This is a genomic window from Camelimonas sp. ID_303_24, from assembly GCF_053543495.1.
The window spans coordinates 29,968-46,412 of sequence record NZ_JBLLJM010000002.1 but is presented as its reverse complement, the minus strand read 5'-3'; the positions used below and the strand labels follow the sequence as shown (position 1 = coordinate 46,412).

Below are 16,445 nucleotides of genomic sequence, written 5' to 3'. Positions count from 1 at the left end.
GTCATCCTTCCGGCGGCTTTCGCCGCTTCACATCCAGTTATGGCGGGGGCTCAGGCCGCCTCGCCGAAATAGGTGCATTTCTCGCCATTGGAATCGCGGTGCACTGTCACCGCCGCGAGGCCGGGACAGGCGGGATGCAGCTTGCGCCAGATCCACAGGGCGAGGTTTTCCATGGTGGCCGGCCCCAGGTCCGGCACCTCGTCAAGAAAGCGGTGATCCAGCCCGTCGCGCGCCGTTTCCATGGCCCGCTCGAACAGGGTGAGATCGACAATCATCCCGGTCGCCGGGTCGGGCCGGCCGCGCACCGTCACCTCGGCCCGGTAGGAATGGCCGTGAATGCGCCGGCTGCTCTCCACCTCGTGGGTTTCCGCCGCCCGGTGCAGGGTGTGGGCCGCCTCGAAGCGGAACTGTTTCGACAGCTCGAACATCACGGAATACCGATTACCTTGTGGGTCTGCACGCTCAGTCGCCACTGCGGGTGATCCATGCACCATTGAACGGCGGCGGCGGTGTTGGCGATCCGGTCGGGACCGTCCATCGGCTGCAGAAAAAAGTGAGCAAAATCAAGATCAGAAACCGCATCCGGCATCAACGTCGGCTGCGGAAACACCAGCTTCAGTTCATGACCGCGCCGCTGCGCGAGATCCGCGCCGGCCTTCGGGCTGACGCAGATCCAGTCCAGCCCTTCCGGCGCGGCGATGGTGCCGTTGGTCTCCACCGCGCAGCGGAAACCGCGGCGGCGCGCCTCGGCCAGAACCGGCCCGTCCAGTTGCAGCAGCGGCTCGCCGCCGGTGAACACGATCAGCCGGTTGACGCGTCCGGCGCCCCAGGCCGCCTCGATGGCGTCCAGCAGCGCGACCGGGGAGGCAAACCGCCCGCCGCCCTCGCCGTCCATGCCGATGAAGTCCGTGTCGCAAAACTGGCAGACCGCCTTGTGACGGTCCTCTTCCCGGCCGCTCCAGAGGTTGCAGCCGGCGAAGCGGCAGAACACGGCGGCGCTGCCGGCCTGGGCGCCCTCGCCCTGCAACGTCTTGAAGATCTCCTTGACCGCATAGGTCATGGTCATGCTCCAGTCCCGCCGGGCAAGCGCCGGACGGGCGAACCTTTCAGCGCCACCAGGCGGCGGCTGGCGCGAAGCGGCCCGCCGCCTGCTCGATCACCTCACCGGCCGCGAACAGGGTTTCCTCGTCGAACGGCTTGCCAATCAGTTGCAGCCCCAGCGGCAGCCCCTGCGAATCCAGCCCCGCCGGCACCGAAATGCCGGGCAGACCAGCCAGGTTCACCGTCACGGTGAAAATATCGCTCAGATACATCTCCACCGGATCGGCCTCGATTTTCTCACCAAGGCCAAAAGCGGCGGAGGGCGTCGTCGGCGTCAGGATGGCGTCCACGCCATTGGCGAACGCCGCGTCGAAGTCGCGCTTGATCAGCGCCCGCACCTTCTGGGCCCGCACATAATAGGCATCGTAATAACCGGCCGACAGCACATAGGTGCCGGTCATGATGCGGCGCTTCACCTCGCGGCCGAAACCGGCGGCGCGGGTGTTCTCGTACATGCTGGCGATGTCCTTGCCGTCGACGCGCACGCCGTAGCGGACGCCGTCATAGCGGGCGAGGTTCGAGGACGCCTCCGCCGGGGCGATGATGTAATAGGCCGCCAGGGCGTATTGGGTATGCGGCAGCGAAACCTCGACCACATTGGCGCCGGCGTCGCGCAGCCACTGGGCGCCGCGCTCCCACAGAGCGTCGATTTCCGCCGACATGCCCGGCGAGCGGTATTCCTTCGGAATGCCGATGGTGAGGCCCTTGACCCCACGCTTCACGGCGGCTTCGAAATCCGGAACCGGCGCGTCGAACGAGGTGGTGTCCTTCAGGTCGAGGCCAGCCATGGACTTCAGCATGATCGCCGCGTCCTGCACCGTGCGGGCGATCGGCCCGGCCTGATCCAGCGACGAGGCGTAAGCGATGATGCCCCAGCGCGAGCAGCGGCCATAGGTCGGCTTGATGCCCACCGTGCCGGTGTAGGCCGCCGGCTGGCGGATCGAGCCGCCGGTGTCAGTGGCGGTAGCGGCGAGACACAGCTTCGCGGCGACCGCCGCCGACGAGCCGCCGGACGAGCCGCCGGGCACGATGGCGGCGTCGGAGCCGTCGCGCCGCCACGGCGAGGTCACCGGGCCGAAGCACGAGGTCTCGTTGGACGAGCCCATGGCGAATTCGTCATTGCTGAGCTTGCCCAGCATTACCGCGCCGTCGGCCCACAGCTTCGCCGTCACGGTCGACTCGTAGCCAGGGATGAACTCGCCCAGAATCTTGCTGCAGGCGGTGGTGCGCACGCCCTCGGTGCAGAACAGATCCTTGACGCCGAGCGGCAGGCCTTCCAGCGGGCCGGCCGCGCCAGCGGCGATGCGGGCGTCGCTGGCCGCCGCCATGGCGAGCGCCTTCTCCGGCGTCTCCAGCACATAGGCGTTAAGGGCGCGCGCCTGCTCCACGGCCTCGACATGGGCGCGGGTCAGCTCCACGGCGGAGAACTGCTTCGCCCGCAGCCCGTCACGCGCCTCGGCCAGGGTGAGATCGGTCAGATCGGACATGTGCGTCTTTCAAACTCGGGGGCAAACTTGCAAATGTGAGGCGAACCGGAGGCCCGCGCCGCGGAAGCGACGGCGAACAGGCGCGCCGCGTTTACTCGACCACCTTTGGGACAAGGAAGAAATTGTCCTCGGTCACCGGCGCGTTGGCCACGACCTTCGCCGCGTAGCCGCCATCGGTGACCTCATCGGCGCGCAGACGCATGGACATGGCCATGGCCGAGGTCAGCGGCGCGACGCCGGACACGTCGACCTGGCCGAGTTGCTCCACGAACGCCAGAATGGAGTTCAGCTCACCCTCAAGGTGCGGAACGTCCTCATCGCTCACCGCGATGCGGGACAAATGGGCGATACGTCGGACAGTGGTCGCATCGACGGACATGCCGCCTCCGTTGGTTCTGGCGCTGGTTCTGGACCAACACTGACGATGACCTCTCCGCCAGCACGATGACGGAGCAACGCCAGGAATTATGGGGTTCGGACTGCCCGGGGCATGCCTCTGGCGCGCCGCCGGATGGATGCCGGCCTATAGCACCCAGGCCACCGGCGCTGCAACAATGGCGGCCCACGCGCAAGAACGGATAGGCGCGAAAAGCAAAAAAAGCCGGATGGACCCGTTCCGGTCCATCCGGCCGCGCGCGCCGGCCATCAAGCCGGAGACGCCAGGTTCATGCCAGAAATCAGACCGTGAAAGGCTGGTTCTTCGTCGGCAGGATCACGCGGGTCGGCGCGCCTTCCATGGCGTCGACGAACTTGCGGGCATCCTGGTCGAGCAGCGGGAAGGTGGCGAAGTGGCACGGCACCACCGCCTTCAGGCTGAAGAACTTGCGCACGGCGAAAGCGGCGTGCTCGGCGCCCATGGTGAAGCGGTCGCCAATCGGCGCGAAAGCGATGTCCGGCGCATACAGCTCATTGATCAGCGCCATGTCCGAGAACACGTCGGTGTCGCCCATGGCGTAAACCGTCGGCTCGCCCTCAGCGCGGACAATGATGCCGTTGGGATTGCCCAGCGGACGGTCGACGCCGGCTTCGATCATGCCGGCCGAGTGATCGGCGCGCACCAGGGTGACGCGGAAGCCGCCGACATCGACGGTGCCGCCGGTGTTCATCGGCTCGAACTTTTCCAGGCCCTGGCTCGCCAGATGCATGCACAGGTCATAGTTGGTGACGACGGTCGCGCCAGTGCGTTTGGCAATGTCGACGGTGTCGCCGACATGGTCGCCATGGCCGTGGGTGATGAGGATATGGCTGACGCCCTTCTCGATGGCGCTGATGTCGCCGTCGAACGACGGGTTGCCGGTGAAGAACGGATCAATCAGGACAGCGCGGCCGCCGAAATCGAGACGAAACGCCGAGTGACCATACCATGTGATCTGCATCTGTTTCTCCCCTGGAGCATGACGCCAACAAGCGGATACCGCCTGTGGGCGAAAAATCATGCGAAATCAAAAAGCTGGAGCGATGATGCGTTGCAAGCTGAACACATCGCGCTCCAGAGCATTTTCGCGAAAAGTGATCGCCACTTATCATGAAGAAAATGCGTCAAACCAGACAGATGGCGTGAAACTCAGGTTCTGGAGAACCCAATCCCACCCCCGCCAGCCGCGCCTTTCCGGCGCGACGGCGCCTGTCGGGAGGTTTAAGGCAAGACCGTTCCGAAATCACCCCCGCGCTGGTTGTCGCAAACAGCAAAGGTCGCCAATCGCCATGGCGGCGAGCGCGGCGGGCGACCGCGGGCGACTTTGCCCCGCCCCGGGACCTCATCAGTGGATCCATCATCGGCGGCAGCGCTCTGGACAGGCCCGCTTCCACGCGTCAGAAGGCGTTGAGAGCGACGTCGGAGGATTTTGCGGCGGCGCATCGCTTTGCATTAAAAGATATGATGCGTCAGGCCGATAAGGCGCAATCAGCGTCCTGATGGGCGGAGCCTGTTTCAGACGCATGCCGCCCGGCAGGAGCCCCGACAGGAGACATGGCGATGACCAATCCCCCCCAGGACGTGACGCAGGACCCCGCGAACGACGCCCTTCGCCAGTTTCTGATGCTGCCGAAAGGCAAGCGCCTGCTTGGCCTCGACCTGGGAACCAAAACCATCGGCCTTGCGCTCTCGGACATCAACCTGACAGTCGCCAGCTCGCTGGAAACGGTCCAGCGCAAGAAATTCACGCCGGACGCGGCCCGCCTGCTTGAAGTGATTGACAAATTCGATGTGGGTGGGCTGGTGTTTGGCTGGCCGCTCAATATGGACGGCAGCGAGGGACCTCGCACGCAGGCCACCGCGGCCTTCATGCGAAATCTTGCAAAACTTACCGAAATACCGATGGCGACCTGGGATGAACGCCTCAGCACTGCCGCCGTCACCAGAATGCTGATAGATGCGGATGCATCGCGCGCCAGACGTGGCGAAGTTGTCGACAAGCTTGCAGCTTCTTATATCTTGCAAGGCGCCCTCGATCGCCTGGCGCAGCTTGGCGCTGGGTCAATCAGCCCGCAAGTCTAAATCAGACCCCCTCAACTAACGATTGCATTATAATAGCGACAATGTTTTCCTGACGGCCGTGTTTAAGTTGAGCGCCCTTTAGCCCACATCAAGCATATGGCCTGCCATGAAACCTCCCAGTCCAGAGCACGACGTGTCCCGCCTGTTGCCGGCATCAGAGCCATCGGCCGCAGACATCGCCCAATACGTTGAGCAGATCACCCTCGAACTGTACCACCTCGCAAGACACAAGAATCTGGATTTGCTGGCATATTTCCTGACCATGGCCAATATGGAAGCGCAGGAGCAGGCGCGATCGTCCGACCTCGCGGCCGACTGAACATCCCCCACCCGCCATCTTTGCCCGCCGCCAGGCGCCGATACCCGCCTGCTGGACCAGCGGAAGGACACCGCGTGGAAATATCCCGGCCCGCCAGCCGGACAGAATAAATTGATAGCCTGATTAAATAATCGAAGTCATACGACGAAATCCCAAAGCAGCCCGTTAATTACTGAAGCCTCCAGGAAGCGCTTCAATCTCCAGAAACACGTCATGGACCAGGACAGACTTCACGCCGCCGCCGCGTTTGCGTGACGCCCATGCGGCCATCCCGGCCCGTCATGGTCGCGCAGATCAAGGGGCAGACAGATCTGGGCAGGCAGATCAGGGGACCGGCAGATCAGGGGACCAGCAGGTCAAGGCAGGGGCAGAACATCCGTCAGGCCACCGCAGGGAAAGGCGACCTGGCGAAGCCGAAAACGATGACGGCACATGGATACCGCGCCCCGGTTCCGCAACCACACAATCATTTCGCCATCGGTCCGCGCAACTGGCGTGAGACGGCTCCTCCATCCTCTGTTCTGAGCGATTTCTGATCGGCCGGACGTTTCTGTCTGGTCGGAAAGCGCTCCAACCCCGGCCCGAAATCTGGCGCCGCGCCGGCGCTGGCAGACGACCATCCATGACGGCCCCACCGCGCCGGGAAAGGCTCAGGTCGCTGCCGTCGCAGCCAGTGAGACGGCCTGGGCCCCATGCCGCTCAAGCCGGCCTTCGAGATCCAGCTCGACCAGGGCTGCATTGACCACGCCGGCGCTGAGACCCGACAGGCGGATCAGGTCGTCCACGGTTAGTGGCGATGGCCCAAGCAACCGGGCGACAGCAACGGCTGGAGCGACCAGATCCGGATTGACCGGCGACTGCCCCCCCGTTTTGCGGGCAAGATCAGTCGCGCGCTCCGGCGGGGCGGCGGCGAATGGCGCCGCGCCTTCCTCGAACGCCCACGACAGCGGCGCGGACAGGGCCGCGAAGGCGCTCGCCGCCGTCCTCCCCGAACCTCCATGAAAGTCGCCGCCGGGGGCGCGGCCAAGGAGATCTTGGGGGGCGTCTTCGGGGGCGCCATCCAGAATGTCCGCGTCGAATTCATCCCAAAGCGGGCTTTCGATATCAGCCGGCGTTTCCAACAAGCCGTCGCTGACATCGTCCGCGACGGGATCGCGGCCGCGCATGGGAGCCAACGCCTCGATCACGTCGGTGGCGGCGCAACAGATCGTCGCCCCGTCGCGTAACAGCCGGTTGGTTCCGGCGGCGCGCGGATCCATGGGCGATCCAGGCACGGCGAACACCTCGCGCCCCTGCTCGGCTGCGAACCGCGCGGTGATCAACGATCCGGAGCGTAACGCCGCCTCGACCACCACCACGCCCAGCGACATGCCTGAAACGATGCGGTTGCGCCGGGGGAAGTCCCGCCCGCGCGGCGTCCAGCCCATGGGCATCTCGCTGACAACCGCGCCCCGCTCCAGAATGGCGTCCAGCAGCCCGGCGTGCTCGCGTGGATAGATGCGGTCGTGGCCGCCCGCCAGCACCGCCACGGTTCCGGTGAGCAGGCTCGCCGCATGGGCGCGCGCGTCAATCCCCCGCGCCAGGCCGGAAACCACGCCATAGCCGGCGCCGCCGATCCCTTCCGCCAGCGTTTCGGCAAACCGCATACCGCTCGCGGAGGCGTTGCGAGAGCCTACGATGGCCACGCACGGCAGATCCAGCACAGCCGTCTGCCCACGGATCGCCAGCATTGGCGGCGCGCTGTCGATCACCCGCAGGGCGGGCGGATAGCCAGCCTCCCCCCGGGCGACAAATCGCACCCCCATCCGCTCCGCCGCGTCCAGTTCCCGCGAGATCAGGTCCGGATGCGGCGGCGTGATCGCCCGGCCGCTGCGAACGGCCAGCGACGGCAAAGCCTCCAGCGCCGCGCCGGCGCTGCCATATCGGGAAAACAACTTGAAGAAAGTCCTGGGACCGACGCCGTCCGTTCGCAGCAATCGCAGCCAGTCAAACCGCGTCCGATCGTCAAGCAGGCGGAGCGGCGGCGCCATTACCCGGGCCGCGAAGTATTGTAAAAGTGATGACAGACGTTATTTGCCGCCAATCCGGCTCTCCCTGCCGCTCATCAACCTGCTGATATTTTCATGGTGACGCTGCCACAACAATAACGCAAGCAGAATAAACAGCCAGGCCGTGGCCGGGGCGCCGAGCAGGAACAGCGCGACCGGCGCCGCCGCCGCCGCGACCAGCGCCGCCAGCGACGAGTAACGGGTGGTGAAGGCGATCGCCAGCCAGACCACGGCGAAGACGAGCGCCGCCAGGGGCTCCAGCCCGATCAGACAGCCAAGGAACGTGGCGACGCCCTTGCCGCCGCGAAACTTCAGCCAGATGGGAAACACGTGGCCGAGAAAGGCGCCCAGCGCCGCGGCCAGCGCCGGCAGCAGACCGAACGGCGCGGCCAGCAGCACCGCCAGCGTGCCCTTCAGCGCGTCGCAGAGCAGCGTCGCGGCCGCCAGCCCCTTGCGGCCAGTGCGCAGCACATTGGTGGCGCCAATGTTGCCGGAGCCGATCTTGCGCAGATCGCCCGCCCCAAACAGCCGGGTGAAGATCATGCCGAACGGAATGGAGCCGAGCAGATAGCCAACCACCAGCGCCGCGGCGGCCAGTTGCCATCCATGCGCGCCCACCGGGGCGCCGTCGAGCCATGCGTTCATCCTGATCTCCCGCCGATTTCCTGGGCGCGGACGCCAACAACGCCACGCCGCCAACGCCATGCCGCCAATATCATTCCGCAACCTGGGGCAGATCAGTCCGCAACGTGAACGTCAACGCCGCTGACCAGGGTGCGCAGCACCTGGCCCTCCATGCGGCCGCCTTCGAAGGGCGAGTTTTTCGACCGCGAGCGGATCGCCTCGCGCCCGTAGACCCAGGCGCTGTCCGTATCGACAACGATCAGGTCCGCCGCCGCGCCCCTGACCAGTCGCCCGCACGGCAGGCCCAGCAACCCCGCCGGCCGCGCCGTCAACGCGTCGAGGACGCGGGCCAGGCTGACGGAACCGGCGTTGGCCAGCCGCAAGGCCACTGGCAGCAGCGTCTCCAGGCCAATGGCCCCAGCCGCCGCCTCGCCGAACGGCAGGCGCTTGGCCTCCACGTCCTGGGGGTTGTGATCGGACACGATGACGTCGATCACCCCGTCCTCCAGCGCCTCCAGCAACGCCAGCCTGTCCTCTTCCGCGCGCAGCGGCGGCCTCACCTTGAAAAAGGTGCGGTAGCCGCTGATGTCGTGCTCGTTCAGCGCCAGATGATTGATCGAAACGCCGCAGGTCACCGGCAGGCCCTCGTCCTTGGCCTGGCGGATCAGCTCCACCGACTGGGCATGGGTAATCATCGCGGCGTGGTAGCGCCCGCCTGTCATCCGCACCAGGCGCAGGTCGCGCTCCAGCATGATGGTTTCGGCCTCGCGCGGCGCGGCGGTCAGGCCCATGCGGCTCGCCAGTTCGCCCGGCGTGGCGACGCCCTCGCCGGTGAGGTCGGCGTCCTCGGCGTGATGCATCACCAGCGCGTCGAAATTGCGCGCATAGGCCATGGCCCGCTGCATGACGCGGGCGTTGGCGATGGAGCGCGCGCCGTCGGTGAAGGCCACGGCGCCGGCTTCCAGCAGCAAGCCGTATTCGGCCAGCTCCAGCCCTTCCAGGCCCCGCGTCAGGGCGGCGGCGGGGGCGACGTGGACGATGGCGTTGTCGCGCGCCCGGCGACGGATGAAGTCCACCGTCGCGGCGTTGTCCACCGGCGGGCTGGTTTCCGGCGTCGACACCAGGGTGGTGATGCCGCCGGCGGCGGCGGCGCGGCTGGCGGTTTTGAGGGTTTCGCGATACTCGGCCCCCGGCTCGCCCAGAAAGGCGCGCATGTCGACGACGCCCGGCGCCACCAGCGCCCCCTGGCAATCGACGACCTCAGCCCCCTCCGGCGTTTGCGGTGACGCGCCGCGAACCACGTCAGCGATCAGCCCGTCGCGAATCAGCACGGCGCCGCGCTCCCGGCGGCCGGCGGCCGGATCGATGAGGTCGGCGTTGACGAGCGCCCGGACGTGCGTCTGGCGGGTCGTTTGCGGATTGGTCATCAACGGGTTGGTCATCAACTTGCCCCTGGACACCGTGGTGAAGCTGGTCTGTTTGCGATGCAGCGCCGGTCAATAGTCCGGCAGGTGCTGCGCCACGGCCTCGAGCACCGCCATGCGCACGGCGACGCCCATTTCCACCTGCTCGCGGATCAGGGAACGGCCGCCGTCGGCGACCTCGCTGGAAATCTCCACGCCGCGATTCATCGGCCCGGGATGCATCACCAGCGCGTCCGGCCTGGCGCAGGCCAGCTTTTCCTCGTCCAGACCCCAGTAGCGGAAATATTCCTTGCTGGAGGGGATGAAGGAGCCGCTCATCCGCTCGCGCTGCAGGCGCAGCATCATGACGATGTCCGCGTCCTTCAGGCCCGACTTCATGTCGGTGTGCACCTCCACGCCGAAACGCTCGATCGCCGGCGGCAGCAGCGTCGTCGGCGCCACGCAGCGCACCCTGGCGCCAAGGCATTGCAGCGCAAGAATATTCGAGCGCGCGACCCGCGAATGCAGGATGTCGCCGCACACCGCCACGATGAGGCCTTCGATCCGCCCCTTGTTGCGGCGGATGGTCAAAGCGTCGAGCAGCGCCTGGGTCGGATGCTCATGGGCGCCGTCGCCGGCGTTGACCACGGAGCAGGCGACTTTCTGCGAGAGAAGCTGCACGGCCCCCGCCTGGGCGTGGCGGACAATGATGATGTCCGGCCGCATGGCGTTGAGGGTCATCGCCGTGTCGATCAGCGTCTCGCCCTTCTTCACGGAAGATGAGGCCACCGACATGTTCATGACGTCGGCGCCGAGACGCTTGCCGGCGATCTCGAATGACGACTGGGTCCGGGTCGATGGCTCGAAGAACAGGTTGATCTGCGTGCGGCCCCGCAGGGTCGCGCGCTTTTTCTCGACCTGGCGACTCACCGCCACGGCCTCATCGGCCATGTCGAGAAGCGTGGTCAGTTCGGCGGCCGTCAGCCCTTCGATGCCGAGCAGGTGACGGTGCGGAAATGCCGGGAGGATTGGGGAGGCGCTCATGCTGGGGCCCGCCTATATGGGGAATCGGGATCGTCCGCAAGAAACCGGGATAAAACCGGGAAGCGGGCCCGCGAAGGAGCCAGCGCGATCCGGAGCGCCTGGCGGGAGCAACCCATCCGGGACGGGGCATCATTTCCGCTGCCCCCCGGCGCAGTCAACCGTCGCCATCCGCTTGTCCGCGCGACAGACGCCGCGCGGGGGGGCGCTTGCCCGTCATCCACATGGATTTCCGCCCATCTGGTTTTCTGCGGAGCCCTGACGTCCCCCGGAGCTCCGGATGCATCGGGATGTGCGGAAGCCCTGGCGCAAGGAAGTCCTGGCGCAAGGAAGCCCTGGCGCCGCTCTGGCGCGCCCTTTCCGGCCTGCCCGCTCCGGTTTGGCTTCTGCGGCTTGCACCCTGCCCGCGCCTCACTATGCTTTGTAAAAAATACGCAAACGCGCGCAGTCGAAACGACTGAGGGGGCACAAAGGGGGCATTGCATGTCGGCATATGATACGCACCGGGTTTTCAACCAGGCCCCGCCCTTCGTTGACGTCAATCTGGTGACGCTCGACCAGCCGCTGCTCGACGCCCTCACGGCAAACGGCGTGGACCCGGTGCAGGAAGGCCTGCTGTCTTTTGGCGAAGCCTGGGGCGCGGCGGAGCGGTTCGAGCTAGGCCGCCTCGCCAACGAAAATCCGCCGAAGCTGCGCACCCATAACGCCCGGGGCGAACGCGCCGATCAGGTGGAGTTTCACCCCGCCTATCACGCGCTGATGGCCGCCAGCATGGAGGCCGGCCTGCACGCCTCCACCTGGGACCGCATGGGCGAGGGAGGCATTGGCAAGGGCATCGCCGGCAAGAGCAGCGCTGGCGCCAACAGCACCCACCGGGGGCATGTGGCCCGCTCGGCCCGGCTCAGCGTCATTTCGGGCGTCGAGGCCGGTCACGTCTGCCCGCTGACCATGACCCACGCCTCGCTGGCCAGCCTCGCCGTATCGCCGGAGCGTCTCAGCCAGTGGCTGCCCTTTGTGCGCTCGCGCCAGTACGATCCGCGTTTCCTGCCGTTCTGGGAGAAGCGCGGCGTCAACCTCGGCATGGGCATGACCGAGAAGCAGGGCGGCACGGACGTGCGCGCCAACACCACCACCGCCGCCCCGGTGCAGGATGATGAATACGAGATCACCGGCCACAAATGGTTCATGTCGGCGCCCATGTGCGACGCCTTCCTGGTCCTCGCCCAGGCCCCCGGCGGCCTCACCTGTTTCCTTGTGCCCAGATTCCGGCCGGACGGCTCGGTCAACGGCCTGCGATTCCAGCGGCTCAAGGACAAGCTGGGCAACAAATCCAACGCGTCGTCGGAGGTGGAGTTCGTCGCCGCCTTCGGTTGGCGCCTGGGCGATGAGGGACGCGGCGTTCGCACCATCATCGACATGGTGCAGTACACCCGGCTCGATTGCGTCAGCGGCTCCAACGGCCTGATGCGCATGGCGCTGGCCCAGGCCATCCACCATGCCCGCCATCGCATGGCCTTTGGCAAAAAGCTGGTGGACCAGCCCGCGATGACCCTGGTGCTGGCCGATCTGGCGCTTGAGATGGAGGCGATCACCGCCCTCACCTTGCGCCTCGCCGCCAGTTTCGACGCCGGCGGCTCCATGCCCGCCGAAGCGGCGTTTGCCCGCGTGGTGACGCCAGCCGCCAAATTCTTCGTCTGCAAGACCGCGCCGGGCTTCATTTATGAAGCGCTCGAGTGCCTTGGCGGCAACGGCTATGTGGAGGACGGCGCGATGGCCCGCCTCTATCGCGAGGCGCCGCTGAACGCCATCTGGGAAGGCTCCGGCAATGTGATGGCGCTGGACGTGCTGCGCGCCGCCAGCCGCGAGGCCGACGAAATGGTCGCCGTCGCCGGCCAGCTGGCCGAGGAGGCCAGGGGTATGCCGGGCGTGGCCGAGGCGGCGAAGGAACTCGGCGACGCCCTGCGCGGCGACAATCCGGAATGGCGCGCCCGCTTCGCCGCGGACCGGCTGGCCGCCCTGGCCACCGCCGCCGCCCTTCGCCGCTCCGCCCCGGCCGCCATTGCGGAAGCCTGGGCGCGCACCCGCCTGGCGACGCCGCGCCGCATTTACGGCGCCAATGACGTCAGCGATCTCGCCCCGCGACTGCTGGAGCGGGCCCTGCCGCTGATCTGAGCGCGCGCGCCAGGCCCCCGAAACCCGCGCTCCGGTTCAGGCGGGGCGATGCCGGCGATTTGACAGGTCGCCGGCTTTGACCCATTCATCCGGACCCTGAGACCATGTCCGCCGCCGTCTGGCCTGTTATCGATAATTGCCGGACAGCAGCGCGACGCCCATATTCCGCCCGTGTTCGTGAATGGCCCGCCGCCGTTCCGGCGCGTTCACGCCAGCGATCCGGCCCCGCCCCGCGCGGGCCGTCCGCTGGCCCCCTCACCGCAATGGACAGTGGCAGCCCATGAAAGTCGTCGTCGTCGAGTCTCCGGCGAAAGCGAAGACAATCAACAAATATCTGGGCAAGGACTATGAGGTCCTGGCGTCGTTCGGCCATATCCGCGACCTGCCGGCGAAAGACGGCTCCGTCGATCCGGAGCAGGACTTCGCCATGGTCTGGGAGCTGGAGGACCGGGGCGCCAAACGCCTGTCCGACATCGCCAGAGCGGTGAAAGGGGCCGACAAGCTCATTCTCGCCACCGACCCGGATCGCGAAGGCGAGGCCATTTCGTGGCACGTGCTGGAAGCGCTGAACCAGAAAAAGGTTCTGAAGGGCGTGGACGTGGAGCGCGTGACCTTCAACGCCATCACCCGCGATTCCATTCAGGCGGCCATGGCGGCGCCGCGCGCCATCGACCAGGCGCTGGTCGACGCCTACCTTGCCCGCCGCGCCCTTGATTATCTGGTTGGCTTCAACCTGTCGCCGGTGCTGTGGCGCAAGCTGCCGGGCGCCCGCTCGGCCGGCCGCGTGCAGTCGGTGGCCCTGCGCCTCGTCTGCGACCGCGAGCGCGAGATCGAAACTTTCGTCAGTCGCGAGTACTGGTCGCTGGTCGCCCAGTTGTCGACGGCGAAGGACGCGCCGTTCGAAGCCCGCCTGGTCGGTGCCGACGGCAAGAAAATCACCCGCCTCGACATCGGTTCCGGCGCGGAGGCCGAGGCTTTCAAGGCCGACCTGGACAAGGCGCAGTTCACCGTTGCCTCGGTGGAGGCCAAGCCGGCGAAGCGCCATCCGTGGCCGCCCTTCACCACCTCCACCCTGCAGCAGGAGGCCTCGCGCAAGCTCGGCCTCGCCCCGGCCGCCACCATGCGCGCCGCCCAGAAGCTGTATGAAGGCGTGGAGATTGGCGGCGAGACCGTCGGCCTCATCACCTATATGCGAACCGACGGCGTCGACATGGCCCCGGAGGCCATCGCCCAGACCCGCAAGGTCATCGGCCAGATGTATGGCGACAGCTATGTGCCGTCGGCCCCGCGCAAATATTCGGCCAAGGCCAAGAACGCCCAGGAGGCGCACGAGGCCATCCGCCCGACCGATCTCAGCCGCAAGCCGTCTGAAGTCGCCCGTTATGTGGACGCCGAGCAGGCCCGGCTCTACGAGCTGGTCTGGACCCGCACCATCGCCAGCCAGATGGAATCGGCGCTGCTGGAGCGCACCACGGTCGATATCGGCGCGAAAGCCGGCGGCCGGAACCTTGAGCTGCGCGCCACCGGCCAGGTGGTGAAGTTCGACGGCTTCCTGAAGCTGTATCAGGAAGGCCGCGACGACGGCGATGAGGACGAGGACACCCGCCGCCTGCCGCCGATGAGCCAGGGCGAAGCGCTGAAGAAGCGCGCCATCGACGCCAGCCAGCATTTCACCGAGCCGCCGCCGCGCTATTCCGAGGCCAGCCTCGTCAAGCGCATGGAAGAGCTGGGCATCGGCCGCCCTTCCACCTACGCCTCGGTGCTGCAGGTGCTGAAGGACCGGGACTACGTGCGCATCGACAAGAAGCGCCTGGTTCCGGACGATCGCGGCCGCATTGTCGTGGCGTTCCTCGAGAACTTCTTCCGCCGTTATGTGGAATATGATTTCACCGCCGGACTGGAGGAGCAGCTCGACCGCGTCTCCAACCATGAAATTGACTGGAAGGCGGTGCTCAACGAGTTCTGGCGCGATTTCATTGTCGCCATCGATGGCGCCAAGGGCCTGCGCACCACCGAGGTGATCGACGCGCTCAACGAATATCTGGGCCCGCACATCTTCCCGAAGCGGGAGGACGGCGTCGATCCGCGCGTCTGCCCGTCGTGCGGAACCGGCCAGCTGTCGCTGAAGCTCGGCCGCTTCGGTTCGTTCATCGGCTGCTCGAATTATCCGGAATGCCGTTACACCCGCCAGCTGGCCCAGGGCGCGGACCAGGACGGCGGCGGCGATGAGGGCCGCCCTGGCGTGCGCAGCCTCGGAACCGATCCGGCCACCGGCCTTGAGGTGACCATCCGCGACGGCCGCTTCGGCGCCTACGCCCAGCTTGGCGAGGGCGAGAAGCCGAAACGCCAGAGCCTGCCCAAGGGAACCAGCGCCGGCTCGGTCGACCTGGAAAAAGCCCTTGCGCTGCTGTCGCTGCCGCGCGAGGTGGCGAAGCATCCGGAAACCGGCGAGCCCATTCTTGCCGGCATTGGCCGGTTCGGACCCTACGTCCAGCACGGCAAGATGTACGCCAATATCGGGCGCGATGACGATGTGCTGGAGATTGGCGGCAATCGCGCCATCGACCTGATCATCGCCAAGGAACAGGGCGGCGGCCGACGCGGCGGCGCGGCGGACCCTGGCCGGGAGCTGGGAACTGACCCGGAAAGCAGCAAGCCGATCGTCGTCAAGGCCGGCCGTTACGGCCCCTACGTCACCGACGGAACCACCAACGCCACCCTGCCCCGGACCATGACCCAGGACGCGGTGACATTCGAGGAAGCCGTTGAGCTGCTGAAGAAGAAGCGCGAGTCCGGCGGCGGCAAGAAGCCTGCCCGCAAGGCCGCGGGCGGCAAAACCACGACCGCCAAAAAGGCGACGACAAAGAAAGCCGCCGCGAAAGCCGCCCAGAAAACCGACGACGAAGACGAAGCGGGCGAGGCCCCAAAGAAAAAGGCCCCGGCCAAAAAGACCGCCGCGAAAAAACCGGCAGCCCAAAAGGGCGCGACCGGCGCCGCTGAAGAAGCGGCCACCGAAACGAAGAAGCCCGCCGCCCGCAAAACTGCCGCGAAAAAGGTCGCGATGGATAGCGACGGCGGCGTTCCGTGGGATGACTGACGCCAGGTCGCGAAGATGCTGATGCATCCGCGACCTGCAAAACTCACGCTCTGCGCGGCGCATTTCCTTGCAGGAAATGCTATGGGTTCCCTTGTTCACATGGGATATTGCCCGCAAGGGCGCGGCGCACGGCCGCCCTGGCGCATCCGCCAGCCAGTCTCCAGTCAGTCTGGGGCGGCGGATGCCCTGATCCATTCCGTGGCCAGGAGAACAGCATGGCGGGAATTCCTGTCGCCCTCCCGGAAGGATTGGAGCCCTATGGGCGCTCTCCTGAGTTCACAGACGTAAATCTGCCCAAAAAACTCATGGCCGCCCACGCCACAAAAGCGGGAACGTGGGGCTTGCTCCGGGTTCTCGCCGGAACGGTCCGGTTTATCCTGGAGCCTCCCGAAACAGCCGTGGTGATTGCGTCCGCAGACGAAGAGATCATCATCGAGCCCGGGGTCGAACATCGCGTCAGCTTCGTGACGCCCGGCCGTTTTTTCATCACGTTCTACCGTCAGGGCCAGCCCGGGGAATCCCTCCCTTGAAAACATTTTCGGCCAATGGCGGGGAACCGAAAGCATATTTTCATTCCGCCCTCACAACAGAAAAGTAATTTCTATAATAATATCAGCATATTGACTATGGACTGAAAGATATGCGGCAGTGGGGAC

14 protein-coding genes are annotated in these 16,445 nt (G+C 66.3%); 5 read left to right on the top strand and 9 right to left on the bottom strand.

Annotated elements, in window-relative coordinates:
* Positions 1–50: 50 nt before the first annotated feature.
* The 5 genes from ACERNI_RS00810 to ACERNI_RS00790 all read right to left on the bottom strand — a co-directional run bounded on the left by ACERNI_RS00810 (position 51) and on the right by ACERNI_RS00790 (position 3,964).
* Positions 51–428 carry a 6-pyruvoyl trahydropterin synthase family protein gene (locus ACERNI_RS00810; RefSeq protein WP_448831785.1) on the bottom strand — a complete coding sequence of 126 codons (378 nt, stop codon included), beginning with the start codon at positions 426–428 and terminating at the stop codon, positions 51–53.
* Positions 428–1,060, bottom strand: a complete 633-nt coding sequence (gene queE, locus ACERNI_RS00805) for a 7-carboxy-7-deazaguanine synthase (protein ID WP_448831378.1) — start codon at positions 1,058–1,060, stop codon at positions 428–430. The genes ACERNI_RS00810 and queE overlap by 1 nt, the downstream gene beginning before the upstream one ends.
* Positions 1,061–1,106: 46 nt before the next feature.
* Positions 1,107–2,588 (bottom strand): Asp-tRNA(Asn)/Glu-tRNA(Gln) amidotransferase subunit GatA, encoded by a 1,482-nt coding sequence (gene gatA / locus ACERNI_RS00800; protein WP_448831377.1) that lies wholly within the window; start codon positions 2,586–2,588, stop codon positions 1,107–1,109.
* Positions 2,589–2,679: 91 nt separating this feature from the next.
* Positions 2,680–2,967 carry an Asp-tRNA(Asn)/Glu-tRNA(Gln) amidotransferase subunit GatC gene (gene gatC / locus ACERNI_RS00795; RefSeq protein ID WP_448831376.1) on the bottom strand — a complete coding sequence of 96 codons (288 nt, stop codon included), beginning with the start codon at positions 2,965–2,967 and terminating at the stop codon, positions 2,680–2,682.
* 298 nt (positions 2,968–3,265) lie between these two features.
* Positions 3,266–3,964: a metal-dependent hydrolase gene (locus ACERNI_RS00790; RefSeq protein ID WP_448831375.1), complete on the bottom strand. Its 699-nt coding sequence runs from the start codon at positions 3,962–3,964 to the stop codon at positions 3,266–3,268.
* Between the two features lie 662 nt (positions 3,965–4,626).
* Between ACERNI_RS00790 and ruvX the strand changes: the two genes are divergently transcribed.
* Together ruvX and ACERNI_RS00780 are read left to right on the top strand one after the other, a co-directional pair.
* Complete coding sequence (gene ruvX / locus ACERNI_RS00785; RefSeq protein WP_448831784.1) at positions 4,627–5,085, top strand: Holliday junction resolvase RuvX; 459 nt, start codon at positions 4,627–4,629, stop codon at positions 5,083–5,085.
* Positions 5,086–5,218: 133 nt separating this feature from the next.
* Positions 5,219–5,404: a hypothetical protein gene (locus tag ACERNI_RS00780; RefSeq protein WP_448831374.1), complete on the top strand. Its 186-nt coding sequence runs from the start codon at positions 5,219–5,221 to the stop codon at positions 5,402–5,404.
* Positions 5,405–6,054: 650 nt separating this feature from the next.
* Here the strand turns inward: ACERNI_RS00780 and dprA are convergent.
* The 4 genes from dprA to ACERNI_RS00760 form a co-directional block, all read right to left on the bottom strand.
* A complete protein-coding gene (gene dprA, locus ACERNI_RS00775; RefSeq protein ID WP_448831373.1) occupies positions 6,055–7,434 on the bottom strand; it encodes a DNA-processing protein DprA in 1,380 nt (459 codons plus the stop codon).
* Positions 7,435–7,473: 39 nt separating this feature from the next.
* On the bottom strand, positions 7,474–8,097 hold the full coding sequence (plsY, locus tag ACERNI_RS00770; RefSeq protein ID WP_448831372.1) for a glycerol-3-phosphate 1-O-acyltransferase PlsY: 624 nt from the start codon (positions 8,095–8,097) through the stop codon (positions 7,474–7,476).
* Between the two features lie 92 nt (positions 8,098–8,189).
* Positions 8,190–9,518 carry a dihydroorotase gene (gene pyrC / locus ACERNI_RS00765; protein ID WP_448831371.1) on the bottom strand — a complete coding sequence of 443 codons (1,329 nt, stop codon included), beginning with the start codon at positions 9,516–9,518 and terminating at the stop codon, positions 8,190–8,192.
* A 54-nt stretch (positions 9,519–9,572) separates the two neighbouring features.
* Entirely contained in the window at positions 9,573–10,523 is a 951-nt protein-coding gene (locus tag ACERNI_RS00760) for an aspartate carbamoyltransferase catalytic subunit (RefSeq protein WP_448831370.1), read from the bottom strand.
* Positions 10,524–11,003: 480 nt separating this feature from the next.
* Here ACERNI_RS00760 and ACERNI_RS00755 point away from each other — a divergent pair, with 480 nt between their 5' ends.
* From ACERNI_RS00755 to ACERNI_RS00745, 3 genes are all read left to right on the top strand, one after another.
* On the top strand, positions 11,004–12,692 hold the full coding sequence (locus ACERNI_RS00755; RefSeq protein WP_448831369.1) for an acyl-CoA dehydrogenase family protein: 1,689 nt from the start codon (positions 11,004–11,006) through the stop codon (positions 12,690–12,692).
* A gap of 280 nt (positions 12,693–12,972) precedes the next feature.
* A complete protein-coding gene (gene topA / locus ACERNI_RS00750; RefSeq protein WP_448831368.1) occupies positions 12,973–15,789 on the top strand; it encodes a type I DNA topoisomerase in 2,817 nt (938 codons plus the stop codon).
* Positions 15,790–16,004: 215 nt separating this feature from the next.
* The gene (locus ACERNI_RS00745) at positions 16,005–16,319 is read left to right on the top strand and encodes a DUF1971 domain-containing protein (RefSeq protein ID WP_448831367.1); all 315 of its coding nucleotides are present in this window, start codon (positions 16,005–16,007) and stop codon (positions 16,317–16,319) included.
* The last annotated feature ends 126 nt before the right edge of the window (positions 16,320–16,445 follow it).